The sequence below is a fragment of the Cupriavidus sp. UME77 genome, assembly GCF_014170355.1.
GTDB classification, from domain to species: domain Bacteria; phylum Pseudomonadota; class Gammaproteobacteria; order Burkholderiales; family Burkholderiaceae; genus Cupriavidus; species Cupriavidus basilensis.
In genome coordinates this window covers 121,248-142,124 of record NZ_LZZU01000060.1, presented here as the reverse complement: position 1 = coordinate 142,124, position 20,877 = coordinate 121,248, and the positions used below count along the sequence as shown (strand labels likewise).

The following is a 20,877-nucleotide window of genomic DNA, read 5'->3' as shown; positions in this document are numbered from 1 at the left end:
TAGCTGCGTCCGCAGGGCATCGGCCGGTGCCGATCGCGTGGAGGCTGCAAAAGCAAAGAGGCAGCCGATGCTGCCTCTTTGCTTGGGTGCGCGGCGCCGGAGCATTTTGTCCGAGGCCATGCAGCGAGCGGGCTCGCGGCGAATTACTTCGCGGTGAGCTTGTTCAGCTTGCTGCCGAACTTCTGGCGGAACTTCTCGACGCGGCCGGCCGTGTCCATGATCTTCTGGGTGCCGGTGTAGAACGGGTGCGATTCCGACGACACTTCGATCTTGGCCAGGGGGTATTCCTTGCCGTCGCGGGTGATCGTGTCGCGCGTCTGGATGGTCGAGCGGGTCACAAAGCTGAAGTCGTTCGACACGTCGAGGAATACGACTTCGCGATAATTCGGGTGAATGCCTTCTTTCATGGTGTTTCCTTTCAGGTTGGGTAGCCAGTCCGTTGTTTGCCGTGCTGCTGCTGCTGCCATTGCCAAAAGCGCTAAAAAAAGCGCCAGAAGCAGGATGCGTTGATTGCACTGGCAGCGTTGCGGCGAACGAACCACTTGCCGATAACGGACAATCCGGGATTATCGCAGAAAAACAAAAAGCTGGGCAAGTTTTGAGTGCGCGATGCGCACGGCGGCCGAGGGTGCCGAAAGGTTGGTTTTCGATCACATCGAGGCCGGATCCTGGCGATAGAACGCCGCGAGCGAATCATAGAGGACCGGCCAGTGCCTGCGCAGGCCGGCCGGCTCGACAAAGAAGGTCTCGGAGGCCACGGCGAAGAACTCGCTCGGCGCCTCGCAGCCATATGGGTCGATCACCCGCAGCGCCGGCGGCAGTCGTTCCGGATGGTCCCAGGCATGGTCAGACTGCTGCTCGCAGGCGTCCGCGAAGCGGTCGTACTCGGTGAGGAAGGACTCGGCCCATTGCTCGCGGTCGATGCCCGGATGGAGCACGCGTGAGAAGGGCGGCACGCCGTCCGGCTCGCCGTCGAGCATGTCGAGCTTGTGGGCGAACTCGTGGATGACTACGTTGTAGGTGTCATCGGGGTGATGGGCATGCCGTGCATTCAGTCCGGCGCCGGGCGTCTGCACGTCAGGCCAGGAGAGGATGACTGGCCCGTGTTCCCAGGCTTCACCACTGGCTTCCTCTACCACGCCATGCACCAGCCCGATTTCATCCTCGACGGTACGGCGGATGACGAATTCGCCGGGGTAGAGCACGATGCCGCGCCACCCGCGATACCACTCGATGCCCAGCTTGAGAATGGGCACGCAGGCTTGCAGCGCGACGCTTGTCACCATCTCGTCGGTGAGCGGCAGGTCGTGCGCGGTTGAGTATTCCTTGTCGGCGATGAACAGCGTGGCGAGTTCGCGCAAGGCGGCGAGATCGGCGGCGCCATAGCGCTGCACAAACGGCAGCGTGGCCACCGTGTGCGCCCACAGCGCGTCGGGAATGGCGTAGTGTTCGAGCTTGCGCACGCGCGAGCGCGCACGCAGGAAGTGGCTCAGTCGGCCGAACATGGGACTCCTGCAGGCACAGGGCGGAAATGCAAAAGGGCACGCCGAGGCGCGCCCTTCCAGTGCATTGCCAGCGCGCGAACCGCAGCGCGCGGCATAGCGAACGATCAGCCGCCTCTGCGCATCATATCGAAAAACTCGGCGTTGTTCTTGGTCGCCTTCATCTTGTCGAGAATGAACTCCATGGCCTGCACTTCGTCCATGTCCGAGATGAACTTGCGCAGCACCCAGACCTTTTGCAGGATCTCTGGCTTGATCAGCAGTTCTTCGCGGCGCGTGCCGGACTTGTTCAGGTTGATCGACGGATAGACCCGCTTTTCCGCCAGGCGGCGTTCCAGGTGCACTTCCATGTTGCCGGTGCCCTTGAACTCTTCGTAGATCACGTCGTCCATGCGGCTGCCGGTTTCGATCAGCGCGGTGGCGATGATGGTCAGCGAGCCGCCTTCTTCCAGGTTACGCGCAGCGCCGAAGAAGCGCTTGGGGCGTTGCAGCGCGTTGGCGTCCACACCACCGGTCAGCACCTTGCCCGAGGCCGGCACTACCGTGTTATAGGCACGTGCCAGGCGGGTGATCGAGTCCAGCAGGATCACCACATCGCGCTTGAGTTCGACCAGGCGCTTGGCCTTTTCGATCACCATTTCAGCGACCTGCACGTGGCGGATGGCAGGTTCGTCGAAGGTCGACGCCACCACTTCACCGCGCACCGAGCGCATCATTTCGGTCACTTCTTCCGGGCGTTCGTCGATCAGCAGCACGAACAGGTCCGCTTCCGGATGGTTGTTCGCAATCGCGTGGGCGATGTGCTGCAGCATCACGGTCTTGCCGGACTTGGGCGAGGACACCAGCAGGGCGCGCTGGCCACGGCCGATCGGCGCGATCATGTCGATGATTCGGCCGGTGATGTTTTCCTCGGCGCGGATTTCGCGCTCCAGCGTCAGCGGCCGGTTCGGGTGCAACGGCGTCAGGTTCTCGAACATGATGCGGTTCTTGACCGCTTCAGGCGCTTGACCATTGACCTTGTCCACCTTCACCAGCGCGAAATAGCGCTCGCCGTCCTTGGGGGTCCGTACTTCGCCCTCGATCGTGTCGCCGGTATGCAGGTTGAAGCGGCGGATCTGCGAAGGGCTGATATAGATGTCGTCCGTGCTTGCCAGGTAGGAGGTCTCGGGCGAGCGCAGGAAGCCGAAGCCGTCCGGCAGGACTTCCAGGGTGCCGTCACCAAAGATGATTTCGCCCAGCTTGGCGCGCTTCTTCAGGATCGCAAACATCAGCTCCTGTTTGCGCATCCGTTGTGCGTTGTCGATCTCGAGGGTCGCGGCCATTTCGAGAAGCGCAGACACGTGAAGCGATTTGAGTTCTGTCAGGTGCATAGACGAGGGGTACAGAGGCGCCCGGACGGGCTGGACCTAAAGGAGGGGGAGGAAATGAGCGAACGCTCGGGGAAGTTGTTGATGCCATCTTAGCACAATCCGGACGGTGCGCCAGGGAAGGCGCACGCACGTCGGATTGTGGCTACACCGGGGGGGCGCCTGATGGCGCCGCGCCCCGGGTCGGCGTATTACAGATTGCCGTCGAGGAATGCGGTCAGCTGCGACTTGGACAGCGCGCCGACCTTTTGCGCGGCAACCGCGCCATTCTTGAACAGGATCAGCGTGGGGATGCCACGAATGCCGAACTTGGCCGGCACTTGCTGGTTCTCATCGACGTTGATCTTTGCGATCTGCAGCTTGTCGCCATAGTCCTTGGCCACTTCGTCCAGGATCGGGGCGATCATCTTGCAAGGACCGCACCATTCTGCCCAGAAGTCGAGCAGGACAGGCTTGTCGGACTGGAGCACGTCTGCGTCGAAGGAGGCGTCGCTCACATACTTGATTTGTTCACTCATGGCGGAAAACCTCTGGTTTCGCTCTGTTTAATTTGAAGGCGGGATTTGCCGAACCGCTACCTTACACGAGTTTGCGCATACCTGTAGGCACGCGCCTTACCCGGTGCGGACTGGTCCCGAGCGACGGGACAGCCACGATTGGCGGGATGTTGCTCATATATTACCAGTTGATGGGAATTCAATACCCTGCTCATCAACCTCACGGTGCGCTGCCGTACGCGGCGATGAAACCCGCCGATGCGGCTGCGTGTAACGCCATTCTGCCCGCGAAGCCAAGCCTGGTGGGATCATTGTATTAATCGGCGCAAGAGCTTTTATCAATCGGGAGCCGCGCCGGAATTCGCCGGGAGGCGCCCGGCGTGTGACTTATGGCTAACGCCACTTCTGCTGCGGCACGCGGCGCGAGGGCTTTGCGCAAACGCAATCCAATGCGATGCAAAGGTCGCGCGGCGCCCCCGGGCGCGTAGAATAGAATCACGCGCCCGGCCTCGGCCCGGCGCCTTCCCGCGCAACAGACAAGGCTACAGACCATGACGCCAGACACCCCTTCCAAGCCGGATCCGCAGCAACCCCCCGAAGTGGAACACTTGAGCGACGCGCTGGATCACATCAATGCCGCGGTCGAGCAAGAGAGCATCGCCGGCGGCGCGGCCAAGGGCCTCCTTTATAGCGTCATCGAGACCCTGGGCACGCTGGTGGGCGACCCCGACCTGCCAGAGCACGCACGCTCCGGCTATCAGGGCCTGCTGGAGACCGCGCGCGAAATCCGCTCGCGCCTGGAGGCCGGCGGCCACTGAGGGCTCTCCGGTCATTCCCGCGTTTTTTGCGCATCCCGTGCGCGATGCCTGGCTGCGCGCGCTGACCGCCGCGAGCCTGGTCGCCATGGCATCCGATCCGGCCGTTACTCTCGCTTCATGACCTCGCTGCAATTTCGCCCCGGCCCCGACTTCCTGCCGCAGGCCGCCGCCGCGGCCTGGTTTTTCCTCGACCATTGCGGGGAGCAGCAAGCCGCCGCACATGTGGTGGTGCCCACCGCTGCGCAGATCCCGGGCGTGCGCCAGGCGCTGGATGCTGCCGCGCGCGCGGGCGGCAAGCCGCGGCTGCTGCCGCGGGTCGTCACCATTGGCCACTGGCTGCTCGACCTGCCGCCCGACCCGATCCCGGTGCGCAGCCATGCGGCGCGGCTGCTGGCCGTGCAGCAAGCCATCCGCGCGCAGGACTGGCTGCGGCGGGCATTTGGCGCGCAGACCGAGGCCGCGGCGTGGGGGCTGGCGCAGACGCTGCTCACCATCAGCGACGAACTGAGCGCACGCTGGCTCGACGATGACGCCATCCGCGATGAAGACGTCGACGGGGACGATCGCGCGGCCCTGCTGCAGGGCGCGCTGGAGCGGACGTACGCGCATCTGTCCTCCCGCTTCCTCGGTGAGGAGGCGCGCATCGTGATGGCCTTCTGGCAAGCCTTGTCCGGCCCGGATGATCCGCTCCCCGCGCGCCGGCGCGCGCTGCACCGGCTGGCCCAGCACCTGGACGGCCCGGTCATCTGGCTCGGGCCAACGCCGCCCCAGCCGATCGAGGAAGCGTTCCTGCGGCAGGCCGGCGAGCTCGTGCCGGTGATCCGCATCGGCTACGACTGGACCGCGCAGTCCGCGCAGGCGCCGAGCAGCGCGCTCGATGCCGATCTGGGCGACCAGGACGGGGAGCTCGACTGGTACGACACCTTGCTGGCACTGTGGCCCGAGGCGCGGCTACCTGGCACGAATGAAGCCGCCGCGCGCCGCGCGCCACGTAGCCTGCCGGCCGAGCGCCCGCGCGTGCGCGTGATCGGCAGCGCGCGCTTCGAGGACGAGGCCGGCGCTGCCGCCGAGCAACTGGTGCAGTGGCTCAACGAAGGCCGCCGCCACGTGGCGCTGGTGGCGCACGATCGCGTGGTAGCGCGGCGCGCGCGCGCGTTGCTGGCGCGGGCCGGCGCGCCGGTGCGTGACGAAACCGGCTGGAAGCTCTCGACCACGCGAGCCGCGGCTGCGCTGATGCGATGGTTCGACCTGCTCAACCAGGACGGCGATACCTCGGCCCTGCTCGACCTGCTAAAGAGCCCGTTTTGCCTGCCAGGCTTTGCGCTGCGCGGGGAGGCCATTGCCGCGCTGGAGCGGCAGATCCGGCGCGACGGCATCACGGGTGGCTGGCGCCGCTTGCAGCAGCGCTTTCGTCCTGATACGGCTGACCAGGCCAGCGGTGATAGCAATGCCGGTGACGCCGCACAAGACGAAGCCGCACAAGACGCCGCGCGCCGCGCTGCCCGGCAGGCCGCTTGCGAGTTGGTGCAGCACCTTGCGGCGGAAGCGGGTGCCTGGCCGCGCGGCAACGCGCAGCACCCGGTCTCGACCTGGCTGGAGCGCCTCGATGCCACGCTGGACGTGCTCGGCATGCGCGAGGCATTGTCGGCCGACGATGCGGGCACGCAATTGCTCGACGCGCTGGCGCGTCTTGCCGACCTGCCGCAGGACGAGACGGGTGCGGGCGCCACGCTCAATCTCGGCGAATTCCGCTCCATGCTGTCAGCCTTGCTTGAGTCGGTTGCCTACAAGGAGCCCTCGGCCAGCGGCGCCGCGCGCATCACCATCCTGCCGCTTAACGGCGCACGCATGCGCCGCTTCGATGGGGTCGTGGTGGTGGGGTGCGACGACACGCAGCTTCCCTCCAGCGCGGCCGAGCTGATGTTCTTCTCCAACCAGATGCGTCGCGAGCTCGCACTGGAAGACCGCGAGGTGCGCTTCGCCCAGCAGGCGCGCGACCTGGCCGAGGTCCTGCTGAACAACGACGACGTGGTGCTCACCTGGCAGCGCCTTGGCGCGCGTGGCGAGCCCAAGCATGTGTCAGGCTGGATCGAGCGGCTCAGCGCGCTGTGCTCGCGCGCGGGCGCGCCGATCGAGGCGAGCGCGCAGCCGGTGCTGCACGAGACCTTCGCCGAGGTGGCCGGCATGCCCGCGCCGGCGGCATCGGAGCTGGTGCCTGCACGCTGGAGCGCGCAGGCGTACAACATGCTGCGCCGCTGTCCCTACCAGTTTTTTGCCGGCCGCATGCTCGGGCTGGCGGGGCTGGAAGTCGTCAGCGACGACCTGGAAAAACGCGACATCGGCGAGCTGCTGCACCGCGTGCTGCTGCGTTACCACCGCGAAGCCTCGCAGGACGGCTTGCGCCGTGAAGATGCTCGCCTGGCGCGCCTGCGCGAGATTTCCGATCACGAGTTCGGCGCGCTGATGAAGGAAGACGGCAACGCCATCGGCTACTACCGCCGCTGGTGCGAAGTGCTGCCGTCCTACGTGGCGTGGCAGGCAGAACGCGAGGCGCAGGGCTGGTTCTGGGACGATGGCGAGCTCGATGCCACTGTCGACCTGCCCATGCCCGACGGCCAGCCGCTGCGCGTCAATGGCCGCATCGACCGGCTCGATCGCGCACGCGACGGCAGCCGCGCGGTGCTCGATTACAAGACCCAGACCGTGCTGCGCTTGAAGCGCAAGGTCGGGGACGTGGAAGAGGATTGCCAGTTGCCGTTTTATGGATTGCTGCGCGCCGACGTTGCTGCTGGCAGCTGGGTGGCGCTCGAAGGCGCGAAGGACGGGCCGCCGGCGCCCCAGCGCGAAGTGAGCCTGCCGGACTTCGATGCCGCAGTGGCGTGGCTCGAACAACAACTGCGCAGCGACGTGATGCGCCTGCGCCAGGACGCGCCGCTGCCGGCCTTCGGGGACGCCAGCGCATGCACCTACTGCACCGCCCGCGGCCTGTGCCGCAAGGGCTTCTGGGAAAGCACGGCGTTGCCGCCGGGGATCGGAGGCCGCGCATGAGCATCCACGCCTATCTGCGCGATGGCCAGCCGGTGGCCGAGGCCGAGTTCACGCGCGCGGCTTGCGACCCCGCCAGCTCCGTGGTGGTCGAGGCTTGCGCGGGCAGCGGCAAGACCTGGCTGCTGGTGGCGCGCCTGCTGCGCCTGCTGCTGGCCGGCGCGGCGCCGCACGAGATCCTCGCCATCACCTTCACGCGCAAGGCCGCGGAGGAAATGCGCGAGCGCTTGCTGGAAGTGCTCGCGCAGCTCGCGCGCGACGATGACGAGGCGGTGATCGCCGCGCTCACGCAGCGCGGGCTGTCGCCCGATGCCGCACGCGCCGCGCTGCCGCGCGCGCGCGGCCTGCATGCACAGGTGCTGGCCGCGCCCGGGCGCATGGCCATCGATACCTTCCATGGCTGGTTTGGCACGCTGCTGCGCGGCGCGCCGCTGGCGTCGGGCATCGTGCCGGGCGCCACGCTGCGCGAAGACGCACTGCGCATGAAGCGCGAGGCCTGGGCGCCGTTCTGGCAGGCCCTGGCCACGCCGCCGTATGCCAACCTGCGCGCCGCCTTCGAGCGGCTGGTGGATGCCATCGGCGAGTTCCAGGCGCGGGCCTTGCTCGACGCCATGTTCCATGCGCGCAGCGAGTGGTTTGCGTTCCGCGAAAACGCCGATCCCGCCGAGGCGCTCGCCGCGGACCTGGGCGAGGATGCCCAGGTCGACGTGCTGCTGGAAGTGCTGGCCGATGATGGCTGGCTTGACGCTTGCCAGGGCATGGCGTCGCAACTGGGCCGGGGCGGCAAGACCGAGCAGGCCCACGCTACGCGCCTGGCCGATGCGATCCTGGCGATCCGCGCCTGGCGCGAGGCAGGCTCCGAAGGGGGCGAGCCCGCCGAGCGCACCTTCGCGATATTGCGCGACGCGTTTTTCACCGCCGCCGGCAAGCCGCGTTCGCTACGCGCCACCACGGCGCTGACCAAGGCGCTCGGCGGTGAGGCGATGGTCGATGCGTTCCTCGCCGAGCACGGCGACATGTGCGCCGCGCTGGAGCAGGTCGCGCAACGCCGCTGCGAGGCCGCGGTGCTGGCGGTCAACCTGGCGCTGTACGAGCTGGGCGATGCGCTGCTGACGCGCTACCAGCACCATAAGTCCGAGCAGCGCGCGATGGACTTCGCCGACCTCGAATGGCTGGCCGCGCGGCTGATGCGCGACGAAGAGACCGCGACCTACCTGCAGGTACGGCTTGATGCGCGCTACCGCCACCTGTTGCTCGACGAGTTCCAGGATACCAACCCGCTGCAATGGCGCATCCTGCAGGGCTGGCTGGCCGGCTACGCAGGCCTGGGTGAGCGGCCCACGGTATTCCTGGTGGGCGACCCCAAGCAATCGATCTATCGCTTCCGCCGAGCCGATGCGCGCTTGTTCCAGACCGCCGGCGAGATGCTGCAGTCGGGTTTCGGCGCCACCGTGCTGCGGACCAACCGCACCCGCCGTAACTGCCCGGAAGTGCTCGATTGGGTCAACGCGGTGTTCGACACCGCGCGCGCCGACGGGCGCTATCCGCTGTTCGAGACGCAGACGACCGCGCTGGACGAGCCCGGCGGCCCGGTGTGGCTGTTGCCACTGGTCGAGCCCGAGGCGGAGCCGGCACCGCAAGACGATGCGGCTAGCGATGACGATGAGGCCGAGCGGGACCCCGCCACCCACCGCGATACGCTGACGCAGCCGCGCCAGCACGAAGGCGATTCGCTGCGGCTCGAAGAGGGCCGGCGCGTGGCGGCCTGGCTAAAGCATGTCCGCGCCACGGTGCCGGTTGCCGACAGCCATGGCCCGCGGCCCGCGCGCTGGAGCGACGTGCACTTGCTGGTGCGCCGCAAGACGCATCTGGCGGAGTACGAGCGCGCCTTCCGCGAGGCCGGCATTCCCTGCCTGAGCCCGCGCCGCGGCGGTTTGCTGGCCACGCTGGAAGCGCTCGACCTGTCCGCGCTGCTGGCGTTCCTGATGACGCCGGAGTCTGACCTGGACCTGGCTCATGTGCTCAAGAGCCCGCTGGTGGGCGCGACCGACGAGGACCTGATCGCCATCGCGCAGATGGCCCAGGCGCGCGAGCCGCGGCCAGGCTGGTGGGCCTGCCTGCGGGAGCAGGGGCTGCCCGAGTTCGGCAGCCCGGCACTGCGCGATGGCGTCGCGCGCCTGCGCCACTGGCTGGAGGTGGCGCCGCATCGCCCGGTGCATGACCTGATCGACCACATCTACCATGGCGGCGAAGTGCGCCGGCGCTACGCCGAGGCCGCGCCGGCGGAGATCCGCGACCAGGTGCTGGCCAACCTCGATGCCTTCCTCAAGCTCTCGCTCGACCTCGATGGCGGGCGCTACCCGAGCCTGCCCAAGTTCATCGACGAGTTACAGGAAATCCGGCGCGGCGAAGAAGGCGAAAGCCCGGATGAAGGCGGCATGGCCGATAGCGCCGAAGACGCGGAAGGCGAGGCCGATGCCGACGACGCCACCGACAATGCGCTGGACGCGGTCCACATCCTCACCGTACATGCGGCCAAGGGGCTGGAGGCTCCATTCGTCGTGCTGCTGGACGCCAACCACAGCGACGCCGCCGCGGACCGGGGTGGCATCCTGATCGACTGGCCGCCGTCCTCGGACGTGCCGGTGCATTTTTCCGCCTATGGCAAGCGCAGCACGCGCGGGCTCGCTCGCGCGCCGTTGTTCGAGGCTGAGGCCGCGTTGGCCGAGCGCGAGAACTGGAACCTGCTCTATGTGGCGATGACGCGCGCGCGCCAGGGCTTGCTGGTGAGCGGCGTCAAGGGGCGCGCGTCGCGCAGCGCCGATAGCGCCGAGGGCAACCGCGAGATCGCCGGCAGCTGGTATGCGCGGTTGCTGGCGGCCGGCGTCGGCGTGGAAGTCGAGCCGTTCCCGGCGGCGACGGCGCAGGACGTGGCGGATGCCGCCGCCGGCAGTGATGCACGCGTGCGCTTTACCGATTTTCGCCAGCGCTACCGTGAAGCGGCCGAGAGCCTGGCGCCGGTGCTGGCGTGGGAGGACGAGGAAGCGGAGCAGGGCACTGCCGCGGGCGAGGACGGCGGCCACACTATCGTGTTCGATGCCGACGCGGCGCGCCATGGCGAACTGCTGCACGCGCTGCTGGAACGAGTGACGCGCTACCCGGAGGCGTTCGAGGGCTTGCCCACGCCCGAGGTGGTGATGCGCTGGTTCCCGCTGGCGGGCGCCGGCACGGCGCAGGCGCGCACGCTGTGGCGGGACCAGGCGCATGCCGCGGTCGAGGGCGCACGACTGATGCTGGAAGCCCCGGCATTGCGGCCGTTGCTGTTCCCGCAGGGCGCGCTCAGCGCCCGCAACGAGGTCGAGCTTTACGATGCGCGCGGCCGCCTGCTGCGGATCGACCGCCTGGTGGAGTTTGCCGATCGGGTGGTGATCATCGATTACAAGCTGCGGCTGCTGCCGCAGGAGCACGCTGCCTACGCGCAGCAGCTCGCGGGCTATGTGGCAGCGGTCAGGCCCATGTTCCCCGGGCGGCGGGTCGAGGCTGGCGTGGCCACGGCCGACGGGGAGTGGATTGCGGCAGATGCGCTGCAAACGTCGCCCCAGGGCACGCTGTTCTAAGCGAGTCCTGGATCATGGAAAACGGGAGGGCATTGCGTGGATGCGGATTCAGCGAGGCCCTGCCAAGCACGATGCTATCGGCGGCCTGATGCGCAGACTTGAAGAAAGCGCGATGATGCGAGGGGATGTTACTGCTGGATAACTGCGGCCGGATAACCGCGGCTGGATCGCTGCGGAATACAGCTAGGGGGGATGTTGGGGGGACGAGCCTGACCCTCGGCACTGGCGGAAAACGGCTGTGGCTGCTTCGTTCCCGACCTGACCAGGTTGACCGCGCCACCATGCGAGGAGGCCCGTCCGGTCGGCATTGTAACCCAGAGCGGGCGGGTCCGGCAGTTTTCCGCGAAATTGATTGCGTAAATTGATTGAGTCGCTTGATTGAGCCATGCAACCCAGACACCTGCGAGATCCACGATGAATGCCAAAGACCAGATGCTCCGCGCCACGCTGCCGCCCCAGGACATCTCCACGGAAGTCCTGCTGGAGAAGTACGCCAAGGGTGAGGAGGCGACCGCCGCCGACGTGCGCCAGCGGGTGGCGCGCGCGCTGGCCGAGGCGGAGCCCGAGGCGCAGCGCGCGCAATGGGCTGAGCGCTTCCTGTGGGCGCAGGAGCAGGGCTTCGTGCCGGCGGGGCGCATCAATTCGGCGGCTGGCACGCGCATCGAGGCCACGCTGATCAACTGCTTCGTGCAGCCGGTGGGCGACTCAGTGTCCGAGGCGCGTGGCGGCAAGCCGAGCATCTACACCGCGGTGGCGCAGGCGGCGGAGACCATGCGCCGCGGCGGCGGCGTGGGCTACGACTTCTCCGCGATCCGCCCAGCCGGCGCGCTGGTGAGAGGCACGCACTCGCGCGCTTCGGGGCCGGTGTCGTTCATGAAGGTGTTCGATGCCTCCTGCGCCACGGTGGAATCTGCCGGTTCGCGCCGTGGCGCGCAGATGGGCGTGCTGCGCTGCGACCACCCGGATATCGAGGCCTTCATCCACGCCAAGGACCGCGGCGACCTGACCAACTTCAATATCTCGATCGGCGTCAGTGATGACTTCATGCGTGCAGTCGAGGCCGATGGCGAGGTCGAGTTGGTGCACGAGGCCGAGCCCGCGGCGGAAACCATCGCCGCGGGCGCTTACCGGCGCGACGACGGTCAGTGGGCCTATCGCCGCGTGCCGGCGCGCCAGTTGTGGGACCAGGTGATGCAGGCTACCTACGACCATGCGGAGCCCGGCATCTTGTTTTTGTCGCACATCAACGACGACAACAATCTCTATTACTGCGAGCGCATCGAGGCCACCAATCCCTGCGCGGAGCAGCCGCTGCCGTCCTATGGCTGCTGCGACCTCGGCTCGATCGACCTGACCCGTTTCGTGCGTCAGCCCTTCGGCGCGGACAGCCGCTTTGATTTCGAGGCCTTCGCCGAGGTGGTGCGGCTGGCGGTGCGCATGCTCGACAACGTGCTCGACGTCACCTACTGGCCGTTGCCGGAGCAGCAGGCCGAGGCGCATGCCAAGCGGCGTATTGGCCTGGGCTTCCTCGGGCTGGGCAGCGCGCTGGTGATGCTGGGCATCCGCTATGACGCCGAGGCGGGGCGCGCGCTGGCTGCGCGCATCGCGCAGACCCTGCGCGACACAGCCTACCTGGCATCGGCCGGGCTGGCGCGGGAGAAGGGCGCCTTTGCGCTCTTCAATGCCGAGGCCTACCTGGCCAGCGGCTTCGCACGGCGCCTGCCGCCGGCGGTGCGCGAAGCCATCGGCCGCGACGGCATCCGCAACTCGCACCTGCTGTCGATCGCCCCGACCGGCACCATCACGCTGGCGTTCGCGGACAACGCGTCGAACGGCATCGAGCCCGCTTTCTCGTGGACCTACAACCGCAAGAAGCGCATGGCGGACGATAGCTACAAGGTGTTTGAGGTGGCGGACCATGCCTGGCGCCTTTATCGCCACCTCGGCGGCGATATGGCGCAGTTGCCTGACAGTTTTGTCACGGCGCTGCAGATGTCGGCGCTCGATCATATGAAGATGCTCGAGGCGGTCCAGCCCTATATCGACACCAGCATCAGCAAGACGGTGAACGTGCCGGAGGACTATCCATACGAGGCCTTCCGCAACCTTTACCTGGAAGCCTGGCGCGCGGGGCTGAAGGGGCTTGCCACTTATCGCCCCAACAGCGTGCTGGGCGCGGTGCTGTCGGTGACGCCGCCGCCGGCCGGCGCCCCGGCTGCGCCCGCCACGGCCGCCGTGACGGACGACCCGCTGCGCAAGCCATTCGCGAGCCGGCCCGTGGGCGACCTCGAAGGGGTGACGTCCAAGGTCGAGTACATGACCTATGAGGGGCACAAGACGGTCTACCTGACGGTCAATTTCATGCGTGTGCCCGGCCAGCTCGACGGCAAGCCGGTGGCCGTGGAGCGCCCGGTGGAGTTTTTCATGCCGGCCGGGCAACGCAACGACGGCCAGCAGTGGATCACGTCCACCATGCGGCTGCTGTCGATGGTGGCGCGCTCCGGGGGCTCGATCGCCAAGGCACTAGCCGACATGCGCAGTGTTGTATGGGATAAGGGCACGGTGCGCTATGGCACGCTGGTGCGCCAGGACGGCACCGAGGTGCCGCGCTTCCACGATTCCGAGGTGGCGGCGATCGGTTATGCCCTGCAGCGCATCCTGATCAAGCGGGGGTTCCTCGATGCCGAGGGCGTCCAAGTGCCGGTGGCGGCGCTTGCAGCCCGCCTGGCCGGGCTGGAGGGGCTGGAGGGGGCTGGCGGGCGTGCCGTTGACAGTGGTGGCGCGGCCCCGGGAGCGGGTGGCGCTGGCATGCCGGCCGCCGGGATGGGGCTGCGCTCGGGCAAGCCATGCCCGGAGTGCGGCGCCCATGCCCTGCACAAGGTCGATGGCTGCGCCAAGTGCGCCAACTGCGGGTATGTCGGGGAATGTGGCTAGGGGCCTGGGGCGCAGGGCAACGCACCTGGCCACGCTGTGAAGCAGGCGTGAATCCCGCCTGAAGGACGGCCGCCTTTTGCTACAATCGCCGCCATGAGTTATCAAGTGCTAGCGCGCAAATGGCGCCCCCGGGATTTCACCACGCTGGTCGGCCAGGAGCACGTGGTCCGCGCGCTCACGCACGCGCTGGAACAACAGCGGCTGCACCATGCCTACCTGTTTACCGGCACGCGGGGCGTCGGCAAGACCACGTTGTCCCGGATTCTCGCCAAGGCGCTGAACTGCATCGGGCCGGATGGCACGGGCGACATCACCGCGCAGCCTTGCGGGGTGTGCAAGGCCTGCACCGAGATCGATAGCGGGCGTTTCGTCGACTATATCGAGATGGACGCGGCCTCCAACCGCGGCGTCGACGAAATGGCGTCGCTGCTGGACAAGGCGGTGTACGCACCCACGGCGGGGCGCTTCAAGGTCTACATGATCGACGAAGTGCACATGCTGACCAACCACGCCTTCAACGCCATGCTGAAGACGCTGGAAGAGCCGCCCGCGCACGTCAAGTTCATCCTGGCCACCACCGATCCGCAGAAGATCCCGGTCACGGTGCTGTCGCGCTGCCTGCAGTTCAACCTCAAGCAGATGCCACCGGGCCATATCGTCAGCCACCTCGACCACGTGCTGGGCGAGGAGGGCATCGTGCGCGAACCCAATGCGCTGCGCCTGCTGGCCCAGGCCGCCCACGGCTCGATGCGCGACGCGCTGTCGCTGACCGACCAGGCCATCGCCTACAGCGCCGGCCAGGTGTCCGAGGCCGCCGTGCGCGGCATGCTGGGCGCGATCGATCAGAGCTACCTGGTGCAGCTGCTGGATGCGCTGGCCGCCGAAGACGGCGCCGCCATGCTGGCGGTGGCGGACGGCATGGCGGATCGCAGCCTGTCGTTTGCCGGCGCCTTGCAGGACCTGGCCTCGCTGCTGCACAAGATCGCGTTGGCGCAGGCGGTGCCCGCCTCGGTCCAGGAAGAGTGGCCGGAAGCCGCGGAAGTGCGCCGCTTTGCCGCCGCCTTCGATGCGCAGGAAGTGCAGTTGTTCTACCAGATCGCCAACCTTGGCCGCAGTGAACTGGCGCTGGCGCCCGACGAGTACGCGGGCTTCACCATGACGCTGCTGCGCATGCTGGCGTTCCGCCCGTCGGCCAGCCCCACACCTGCGGTGGCGCAGGGTGGCGGCCAACAGGTGCCGCGCGCACGCGGTGCCGCCGCGCCGGCGGCCCGGGTTGCGGCAGATGCGGCAGCAGCCAGCGCCGCCGTGGCGCCGGTTGCTCCGAGCTTGCGTGCGGCCGCGCCGATGCCGGCCGCCGATCCCTCGCCAGTCCAGGCACAACAACCTGTGCCGGCTCCGACGCCGGCAGCACCCGCTAGGACGCTGAGCCCGGCTCCGGCAGCCGTCGCGCCGGCAGCCGCTCCCGCCGCCGGGGCGCCGATGTCGCCGGCCCGTGCCGCGCTGGCCGCGGCGCGCCTGGCCTCCGCCGCGCGCGCAGGGGGCAGCCCGCGCATGCCGCCGCCTGCAGCCGTAGCTGCTGCTGCGCCGGCTGCGCGTGCGCCCTCGGCCCAGCCTTTGCGTCCGCCCGGCCCACCCGTTGCGGTGGCCAGGCCGGCGGCCCCGATGCCTGCCGCCCAGGCCGCAGCCTCATCGCACAGGGAGCCTGCGCCCGTGCGGCAGGCCGCTGCGGATGGGCGCCATGTCCGCGATAGCGGCCCGAGCGACGACGTCCCGCCGTGGGAACACGCAGGCAGCAGCGACGTGCCGCCCTGGGAAGACCTCCCGCCCGACCTGCCCGTGATCGGGCCGTACGACAGCGATCCCGAGCCGATGCCCTCGCGCCAGGCTGCGCCCCGGCGCGAGCCCGCCCCGCGCGCCGCGCCGCCTGCTCCCGCTGCCGTGCAAGCCGCCCCGGCCGAGCCGGTGGCCCCGGTGCGGCTCACGCCGCCTAAGCCGCCGGTGGCCGGCGAAGATGGCACGCCGCCGGTGTTCACCGGCGCGTGGCCGGCACTGGCCGCCAGCCTGCCGCTCAAGGGCCTTGCGCAGCAACTGGCCTACCAGAGCGAGCTTGTCCAGGTCGTGGGCCGCACCTTCCACCTGCGCGCGCCGGTGGCGCCCATTACCGAGGCCGGCGTCGTCGAACGCCTGCAGCAGACGCTGGCCGAGCACCTCGGCACCGACGTGCGGGTGCAGTGCGAGATTGGCGCGGTGGCCGATACCGCCGCCGCCGCGGATGCGCAGGCTCGCGCCGAGCGCCAGCGCGAAGCCGAGGCCACCATCGAAGGGGATCCCTTCGTGCAGGGCCTGCTGCGCGAGTTCGGTGGCACGATCCTGGAGGGATCGATCCAGCCGCGCGCCGCCTGACCTCTTATTTTTGCCAGGCCGCCGGCGCCCATGACGCGCGGCGGCCCGTAACTTCTATCCAAACGCTAATCAGGAGCACTCCATGATGAAGGGCCAACTGGCCGGGCTGATGAAGCAAGCCCAGCAGATGCAGGAAAACATGAAGAAGATGCAGGAGCAGCTCGCCCTGATCGAGGTCGAGGGCCAGTCCGGCGCCGGCCTGGTCAAAGTGGTGATGACCTGCAAGAACGACGTCAAGCGCGTCTCCATCGACCCCAGCCTGCTCGCCGAAGGCGAAGACAAGGAACTGCTGGAAGACCTGGTCGCCGCTGCGTTCAACGACGCCGTGCGCAAGGCCGAGGCCACCTCGCAGGAAAAGATGGGCTCGATGACCTCCGGCCTGCCGTTGCCCCCGGGCTTCAAGCTGCCGTTCTGAGCCTGACACGGAGCCCGCATGATTCTCGAATCCGCAGTGCTGCCGGTGCGCCCCGGCCAGGAAGCCGCCTTTGAAGCGGCCTTCGGGCAGGCGCGTCATATCATCGCGGGCATGCCGGGCTTTCTTGGGCTTGAGTTGCATCGCGGCATCGAGCAGCCGTCGGAGTACCTGCTGACAGTGCGCTGGCGCAAGCTGGAAGACCACACCGAGGGTTTCCGTGGCTCGCCCGAGTACCAGCAGTGGAAGGCCTTGTTGCATCATTTCTATGAGCCGTTTCCCACCGTGCTGCATCATTTGCCGGTGGTGAGCATGGCTGCATCCGGGGGGGCGGCATGAAGGGTGCCCCCCCGACCTCGCTGCAGGCGTTGATCGAGGCGCTGCGGGTCTTGCCGGGCGTGGGGCCGAAGTCGGCCCAGCGCATGGCTTACCACCTGCTGCAGCACGACCGCGAAGGTGCCCGTAAGCTGGGTGACGCCTTGCGCGGTGCGGCCGACGGCATCAAGCATTGCTCGCGCTGCAATACCTTCACCGAGCAGGAAATCTGCTCGACCTGCCTGGACGAGCGGCGCGACGCCTCGCTGCTATGCGTGGTGGAGACGCCGTCCGACCAGATCATGATCGAGCAGACGCTGACCTACCGCGGCCAGTATTTTGTGCTGATGGGCCGGCTCTCTCCGCTCGACGGCATCGGCCCGCGCGAGATCCACCTGGACCGGTTGCTGGCGCGCGCCACCGACCCCGCCATGGGCGGCCCGGTGACGGAGGTGATCGTCGCCACCAATTTCACGAGCGAAGGCGAGGCCACGGCGCACTATGTTGGCGAGATGCTGAAAGCGCGCGGCCTCAAGGTGTCGCGCCTGGCGCGCGGCGTGCCGGTGGGCGGCGAGCTCGAATACGTCGATGCCGGCACCATTGCCCGCGCGGTGATGGACCGGCGCGCGGTGTAGCCGTGCCCGATCGCATTGCCATGCCCGGGTCCGTGCGCGGGGCCGCAACCGCATGAATCTCGCCCGTTTCGACCTTGTCACGCTTGGCCTGTTCGTGGCCGTGGCCCGCCAGGGCAGCATTTCCGCCGGCGCGCGCCAGTCGCACCTGGCGGTGGCGGCGGCCAGCAAGCGCATTTCCGACCTGGAGGCCGCCGTTGGCGCGCCGCTGTTCTTTCGCCACGCGGCCGGGGTGCAGCTGACGGAGGCCGGGCAGGCCTGCTTCCACCATGCGCTGACTATCCTGCAGGACGTGGAGCGCATGGCCGGCGTGATGTCGGACTACGCCAGCGGCGTGCGTGGCCAGGTGCGCGTGTGCGCCAATACCTCGGCCATCACGCAGTTCCTGCCCGACGACCTGGCGAGCTTCATGGCGCTGCATCCCACCATCCGCATCGAGCTCGAAGAGCAGAACAGCAGCGAGATCGTGGCCGCGCTGGTCGAAAACCGCGCGGACGTGGGCATCTTTGCCGACCGCACGCCCAGCGCGGGCCTGGTCACGGTCGAGTACCGGCAGGACGAACTGGTGCTGGTCACGCCGCCGGGCCATCCGCTGTCCGAGCGCGGGCCCGTGCGCTACGCGGACACGCTGGAATACGACTTCGTCAGTTTGCCGCAGGTCACCTCGCTGGCGGCCCGCCTGCTGGAGGAAAGCAGCCGGCTGGACCGGCCTTTCCGCCTGCGCATCCAGGTGCGCAGCTTCGACGCCATGTGCCGCATGGTGATGGCGGGGCTGGGCGTGGGCGTGCTGCCGCGCATCGCGGCCGAGCCGCACGTGCAGTCGATGGGTTTGTCGCTGGTGGGGCTGCAGGATGCGTGGGCCCGCCGCACGCTGCTGATCGGCATGCGTGACCCCGCGGGGCTGACGGTGTCGGCGCGGCTGCTCATCACCCATCTCTGCGGCGACCGCGCGCCGTTCTGACGCCCTGGGGCTTCAACGTGGCTCGTTCGGGGCTTTCGCGTTCCGAGAAGGCCCGCTTCTCCGAATGCCGATTCCGCCAGCCGTCCGGCTGGGGCACACTGCGTCGAAACAAGGCGTGTGGCCAGCCACACCGGCCGCACTGGCCGCGGAGCTTCCCAACGGCACGCGCCTGCTGTAATCCACACCGCACGGAGACACCCCCCACCATGGCGCGACAGATCCTTGAAGGCATTCGGGTCCTCGAACTCGGGCAACTGATTGCCGGCCCCTTCGCCGCCAAGACCCTCGCCGATTTCGGCGCCCACGTGGTCAAGGTGGAGCCGCCCGGACAGGGCGACCCGCTGCGCAAATGGCGCATGCTTTACGAGGACACCTCCGTCTGGTGGGAAGCGCAATCGCGCAACAAGCAATCCATCTGCATCGACCTGCGCAATCCGGAGGGGCAGGCCGTGGTGCGCAAGCTGGCCGCCGAGGCCGACGTGCTGATCGAGAACTTCCGCCCGGGCACCATGGAAAAATGGGGCCTGGGCTATGAAGCGCTGCGCGCGGAAAACCCCGGCCTGATCATGGTGCGCGTGTCCGGCTACGGCCAGACCGGCCCGAAGAAGGATGAGCCGGGCTTTGCCGCGGTGGCCGAGGCCATGGGCGGCCTGCGCTACCTCACGGGCGAACCGGGCCGTGCCCCGGTGCGCGCCGGCCTGTCGCTAGGCGACACCATTGCCGGGCTGCATGGCGCGCTCGGCGTGCTGCTGGCGCTGTACGAGCGCGACGCACGCGGCGGCGAAGGGCAGGTGATCGACGTGGCGCTGTACGAGTCGCTGTTCAACCTGAGCGAAAGCCTGCTGCCGGAGTATTCGGCGTTTGGTGCCGTGCGCCAGCCGGCTGGCGGCGCCTTGCCCGGCATCGCGCCGTCCAACGCCTATCCCTGCGCCAGTGGCGAGTACGTGCTGGTGGCCGCCAACGGAGACGCCATTTTCAAGCGCCTGATGCACGCTATCGGCCGCGCTGACCTGGGCGACGACCCGGCGCTCACGCGCAACGATGGCCGCGTGAAACGCGTCGACGAGATCGATGCCGCCATCACCGCGTGGACCCGCACTCAAAGCGTGGAGGACGCACTGGTGGTGCTCAAGCAGGCCGAAGTGCCATCCGGGCGCATCTACACCGTGAAGGACATCTCGGAAGACCCGCACTACCGTGCGCGCGGCGTGATCGAGAGCGTGACCGCGGCCAGCGGCCTGACCGTCGAAGTGCCGGGCATCATGCCCAAGCTTTCGGCCAGCCCAGGCGCCATCCACGATCGTGCGCCGACGCTGGGCGAACACACGGACAGCGTGCTGGAGGCGGCCGGCTTCGACGCTGCCACCATCGCTGACCTGCGCGCACGCGGGGTCGTGGCATGAGCGCGCCATCCATGCTGCGCGGCCCGGCCCGCATCGAGATCAACGAAGTCGCGCCGCGTGATGGCTTGCAGATCGAGCCGGCCGTGGTGCCGACTGATGCCAAGGTCGCCTTCCTCGACGCCTTGTCCGCCTGTGGCTTCGCACGCATCGAAGCCACGTCATTCACCTCGGCCAAGGCCATCCCCGCATTGGCCGATGCCGAGGCGGTCATGCACCGCATGCAGCGCGGCGCGGGCGTGCGCTACACCGCGCTGGTGCCGAACCTGCGCGGCCTGGAGCGCGCGTTGTCGTGCCGGCCCGATGAGCTCAACCTGGTGATGTCGGCCAGCGAGACGCATAACCGCGCCAACCTGCGCATGACGCGCGCCCAGTCGCAAGCGCAGTTGCTGGCAATGATCGAGGCGGCTAACGCGGCAGGTGTGCCGGTCAATGTTTCGTTGTCCACCGTGTTCGGCTGCCCCTTCGAGGGCGAGGTCGATGCGGATGCCGTGATGGCGCTGGCCGAGTCCTTCGCCCATGCTGGCGCGGCGGGCATCACGCTGTGCGACACCACCGGCATGGCGTATCCCACGCAGGTGGCTGCGCTGTGCGAGCGTTTCAGGCGAAGCCTGCCGCAGGCGGGCCTCACCATTCACCTGCATAACACCCGCGGCATGGGCCTGGCCAACGCGCTGGCCGCCTGGCAGGCGGGCGTGACCCGCTTCGACGCCGCCGCCGGCGGTCTCGGTGGTTGCCCCTTTGCGCCCGGCGCCAGCGGCAACGTCAGCACCGAAGAGCTGGTGCATATGTTCGATGCCATGGGCGTGGACACCGGCGTGGACCTGGCGCGCCTGCTCGACGTGGTGGCTGGCTTGCCCGCGCTGGTCCAGCGTGACACCGCCAGCCAGTTGCTGCGCGCGGGCACGCGCCTGCGCACGCACCAGCCGCCGGCCTGGCTGGCCGAGCATTTCGCCGGGCAGGGCTGACACCGG

Annotated in this window: 15 protein-coding genes and 1 other RNA gene; 11 read left to right on the top strand and 5 right to left on the bottom strand. The window is 68.3% G+C overall.

Features of this window, described 5'->3' with window-relative positions; translation table 11 throughout:
- Positions 1-143: 143 nt before the first annotated feature.
- The 4 genes from A9975_RS24345 to trxA all read right to left on the bottom strand — a co-directional run bounded on the left by A9975_RS24345 (position 144) and on the right by trxA (position 3,387).
- Positions 144-407: a type B 50S ribosomal protein L31 gene (locus A9975_RS24345; protein ID WP_006157720.1), complete on the bottom strand. Its 264-nt coding sequence runs from the start codon at positions 405-407 to the stop codon at positions 144-146.
- Between the two features lie 243 nt (positions 408-650).
- Positions 651-1,505, bottom strand: coding sequence for a M90 family metallopeptidase (locus A9975_RS24340; RefSeq protein ID WP_150983335.1), 855 nt, complete (start codon positions 1,503-1,505; stop codon positions 651-653).
- A gap of 104 nt (positions 1,506-1,609) precedes the next feature.
- Positions 1,610-2,872, bottom strand: a complete 1,263-nt coding sequence (gene rho / locus A9975_RS24335) for a transcription termination factor Rho (protein WP_043347534.1) — start codon at positions 2,870-2,872, stop codon at positions 1,610-1,612.
- Positions 2,873-3,060: 188 nt separating this feature from the next.
- Positions 3,061-3,387, bottom strand: a complete 327-nt coding sequence (trxA, locus tag A9975_RS24330; RefSeq protein WP_010814265.1) for a thioredoxin TrxA — start codon at positions 3,385-3,387, stop codon at positions 3,061-3,063.
- Positions 3,388-3,917: 530 nt separating this feature from the next.
- Between trxA and A9975_RS24325 the strand changes: the two genes are divergently transcribed.
- The 3 genes from A9975_RS24325 (at position 3,918) to A9975_RS24315 (ending at position 10,846) form a co-directional block, all read left to right on the top strand.
- On the top strand, positions 3,918-4,184 hold the full coding sequence (locus tag A9975_RS24325; protein WP_183035027.1) for a hypothetical protein: 267 nt from the start codon (positions 3,918-3,920) through the stop codon (positions 4,182-4,184).
- 117 nt (positions 4,185-4,301) lie between these two features.
- Positions 4,302-7,232 (top strand): PD-(D/E)XK nuclease family protein, encoded by a 2,931-nt coding sequence (locus tag A9975_RS24320; protein WP_183035026.1) that lies wholly within the window; start codon positions 4,302-4,304, stop codon positions 7,230-7,232.
- Positions 7,229-10,846: an exodeoxyribonuclease V subunit beta gene (locus A9975_RS24315; protein WP_183035025.1), complete on the top strand. Its 3,618-nt coding sequence runs from the start codon at positions 7,229-7,231 to the stop codon at positions 10,844-10,846. The genes A9975_RS24320 and A9975_RS24315 overlap by 4 nt, the downstream gene beginning before the upstream one ends.
- A 199-nt stretch (positions 10,847-11,045) precedes the next feature.
- On the opposite strand, the gene ffs is transcribed toward A9975_RS24315, so the two are convergent.
- An RNA gene (gene ffs, locus A9975_RS24310) (signal recognition particle sRNA small type) lies at positions 11,046-11,144 on the bottom strand.
- A 116-nt stretch (positions 11,145-11,260) separates the two neighbouring features.
- Here ffs and A9975_RS24305 point away from each other — a divergent pair.
- The 8 genes from A9975_RS24305 to A9975_RS24270 all read left to right on the top strand — a co-directional run bounded on the left by A9975_RS24305 (position 11,261) and on the right by A9975_RS24270 (position 20,871).
- A complete protein-coding gene (locus A9975_RS24305) occupies positions 11,261-13,780 on the top strand; it encodes an adenosylcobalamin-dependent ribonucleoside-diphosphate reductase (RefSeq protein ID WP_183035024.1) in 2,520 nt (839 codons plus the stop codon).
- 93 nt (positions 13,781-13,873) lie between these two features.
- Positions 13,874-16,183: a DNA polymerase III subunit gamma/tau gene (locus A9975_RS24300; RefSeq protein WP_183035023.1), complete on the top strand. Its 2,310-nt coding sequence runs from the start codon at positions 13,874-13,876 to the stop codon at positions 16,181-16,183.
- Positions 16,184-16,265: 82 nt separating this feature from the next.
- The gene (locus A9975_RS24295; protein WP_006157727.1) at positions 16,266-16,598 is read left to right on the top strand and encodes a YbaB/EbfC family nucleoid-associated protein; all 333 of its coding nucleotides are present in this window, start codon (positions 16,266-16,268) and stop codon (positions 16,596-16,598) included.
- An 18-nt stretch (positions 16,599-16,616) separates the two neighbouring features.
- Positions 16,617-16,934 (top strand): antibiotic biosynthesis monooxygenase, encoded by a 318-nt coding sequence (locus A9975_RS24290; RefSeq protein ID WP_150993103.1) that lies wholly within the window; start codon positions 16,617-16,619, stop codon positions 16,932-16,934.
- The gene (gene recR / locus A9975_RS24285) at positions 16,931-17,545 is read left to right on the top strand and encodes a recombination mediator RecR (protein ID WP_150993105.1); all 615 of its coding nucleotides are present in this window, start codon (positions 16,931-16,933) and stop codon (positions 17,543-17,545) included. The genes A9975_RS24290 and recR overlap by 4 nt, the downstream gene beginning before the upstream one ends.
- Before the next feature lie 52 nt (positions 17,546-17,597).
- Positions 17,598-18,503 carry a LysR family transcriptional regulator gene (locus A9975_RS24280; RefSeq protein ID WP_183035022.1) on the top strand — a complete coding sequence of 302 codons (906 nt, stop codon included), beginning with the start codon at positions 17,598-17,600 and terminating at the stop codon, positions 18,501-18,503.
- Positions 18,504-18,709: 206 nt separating this feature from the next.
- A complete protein-coding gene (locus A9975_RS24275; RefSeq protein ID WP_183035021.1) occupies positions 18,710-19,906 on the top strand; it encodes a CaiB/BaiF CoA-transferase family protein in 1,197 nt (398 codons plus the stop codon).
- Entirely contained in the window at positions 19,903-20,871 is a 969-nt protein-coding gene (locus A9975_RS24270; protein WP_183035020.1) for a hydroxymethylglutaryl-CoA lyase, read from the top strand. The genes A9975_RS24275 and A9975_RS24270 overlap by 4 nt, the downstream gene beginning before the upstream one ends.
- The last annotated feature ends 6 nt before the right edge of the window (positions 20,872-20,877 follow it).

Coding starts and splice junctions, on each gene's coding strand:
- A9975_RS24345 (WP_006157720.1), bottom strand. CDS start 407: ATGAAAGAAGGCATTCACCCGAATTATCGCGAAGTCGTATTCCTCGAC.
- A9975_RS24340 (WP_150983335.1), bottom strand. CDS start 1,505: ATGTTCGGCCGACTGAGCCACTTCCTGCGTGCGCGCTCGCGCGTGCGC.
- rho (WP_043347534.1), bottom strand. CDS start 2,872: ATGCACCTGACAGAACTCAAATCGCTTCACGTGTCTGCGCTTCTCGAA.
- trxA (WP_010814265.1), bottom strand. CDS start 3,387: ATGAGTGAACAAATCAAGTATGTGAGCGACGCCTCCTTCGACGCAGAC.
- A9975_RS24325 (WP_183035027.1), top strand. CDS start 3,918: ATGACGCCAGACACCCCTTCCAAGCCGGATCCGCAGCAACCCCCCGAA.
- A9975_RS24320 (WP_183035026.1), top strand. CDS start 4,302: ATGACCTCGCTGCAATTTCGCCCCGGCCCCGACTTCCTGCCGCAGGCC.
- A9975_RS24315 (WP_183035025.1), top strand. CDS start 7,229: ATGAGCATCCACGCCTATCTGCGCGATGGCCAGCCGGTGGCCGAGGCC.
- A9975_RS24305 (WP_183035024.1), top strand. CDS start 11,261: ATGAATGCCAAAGACCAGATGCTCCGCGCCACGCTGCCGCCCCAGGAC.
- A9975_RS24300 (WP_183035023.1), top strand. CDS start 13,874: ATGAGTTATCAAGTGCTAGCGCGCAAATGGCGCCCCCGGGATTTCACC.
- A9975_RS24295 (WP_006157727.1), top strand. CDS start 16,266: ATGATGAAGGGCCAACTGGCCGGGCTGATGAAGCAAGCCCAGCAGATG.
- A9975_RS24290 (WP_150993103.1), top strand. CDS start 16,617: ATGATTCTCGAATCCGCAGTGCTGCCGGTGCGCCCCGGCCAGGAAGCC.
- recR (WP_150993105.1), top strand. CDS start 16,931: ATGAAGGGTGCCCCCCCGACCTCGCTGCAGGCGTTGATCGAGGCGCTG.
- A9975_RS24280 (WP_183035022.1), top strand. CDS start 17,598: ATGAATCTCGCCCGTTTCGACCTTGTCACGCTTGGCCTGTTCGTGGCC.
- A9975_RS24275 (WP_183035021.1), top strand. CDS start 18,710: ATGGCGCGACAGATCCTTGAAGGCATTCGGGTCCTCGAACTCGGGCAA.
- A9975_RS24270 (WP_183035020.1), top strand. CDS start 19,903: ATGAGCGCGCCATCCATGCTGCGCGGCCCGGCCCGCATCGAGATCAAC.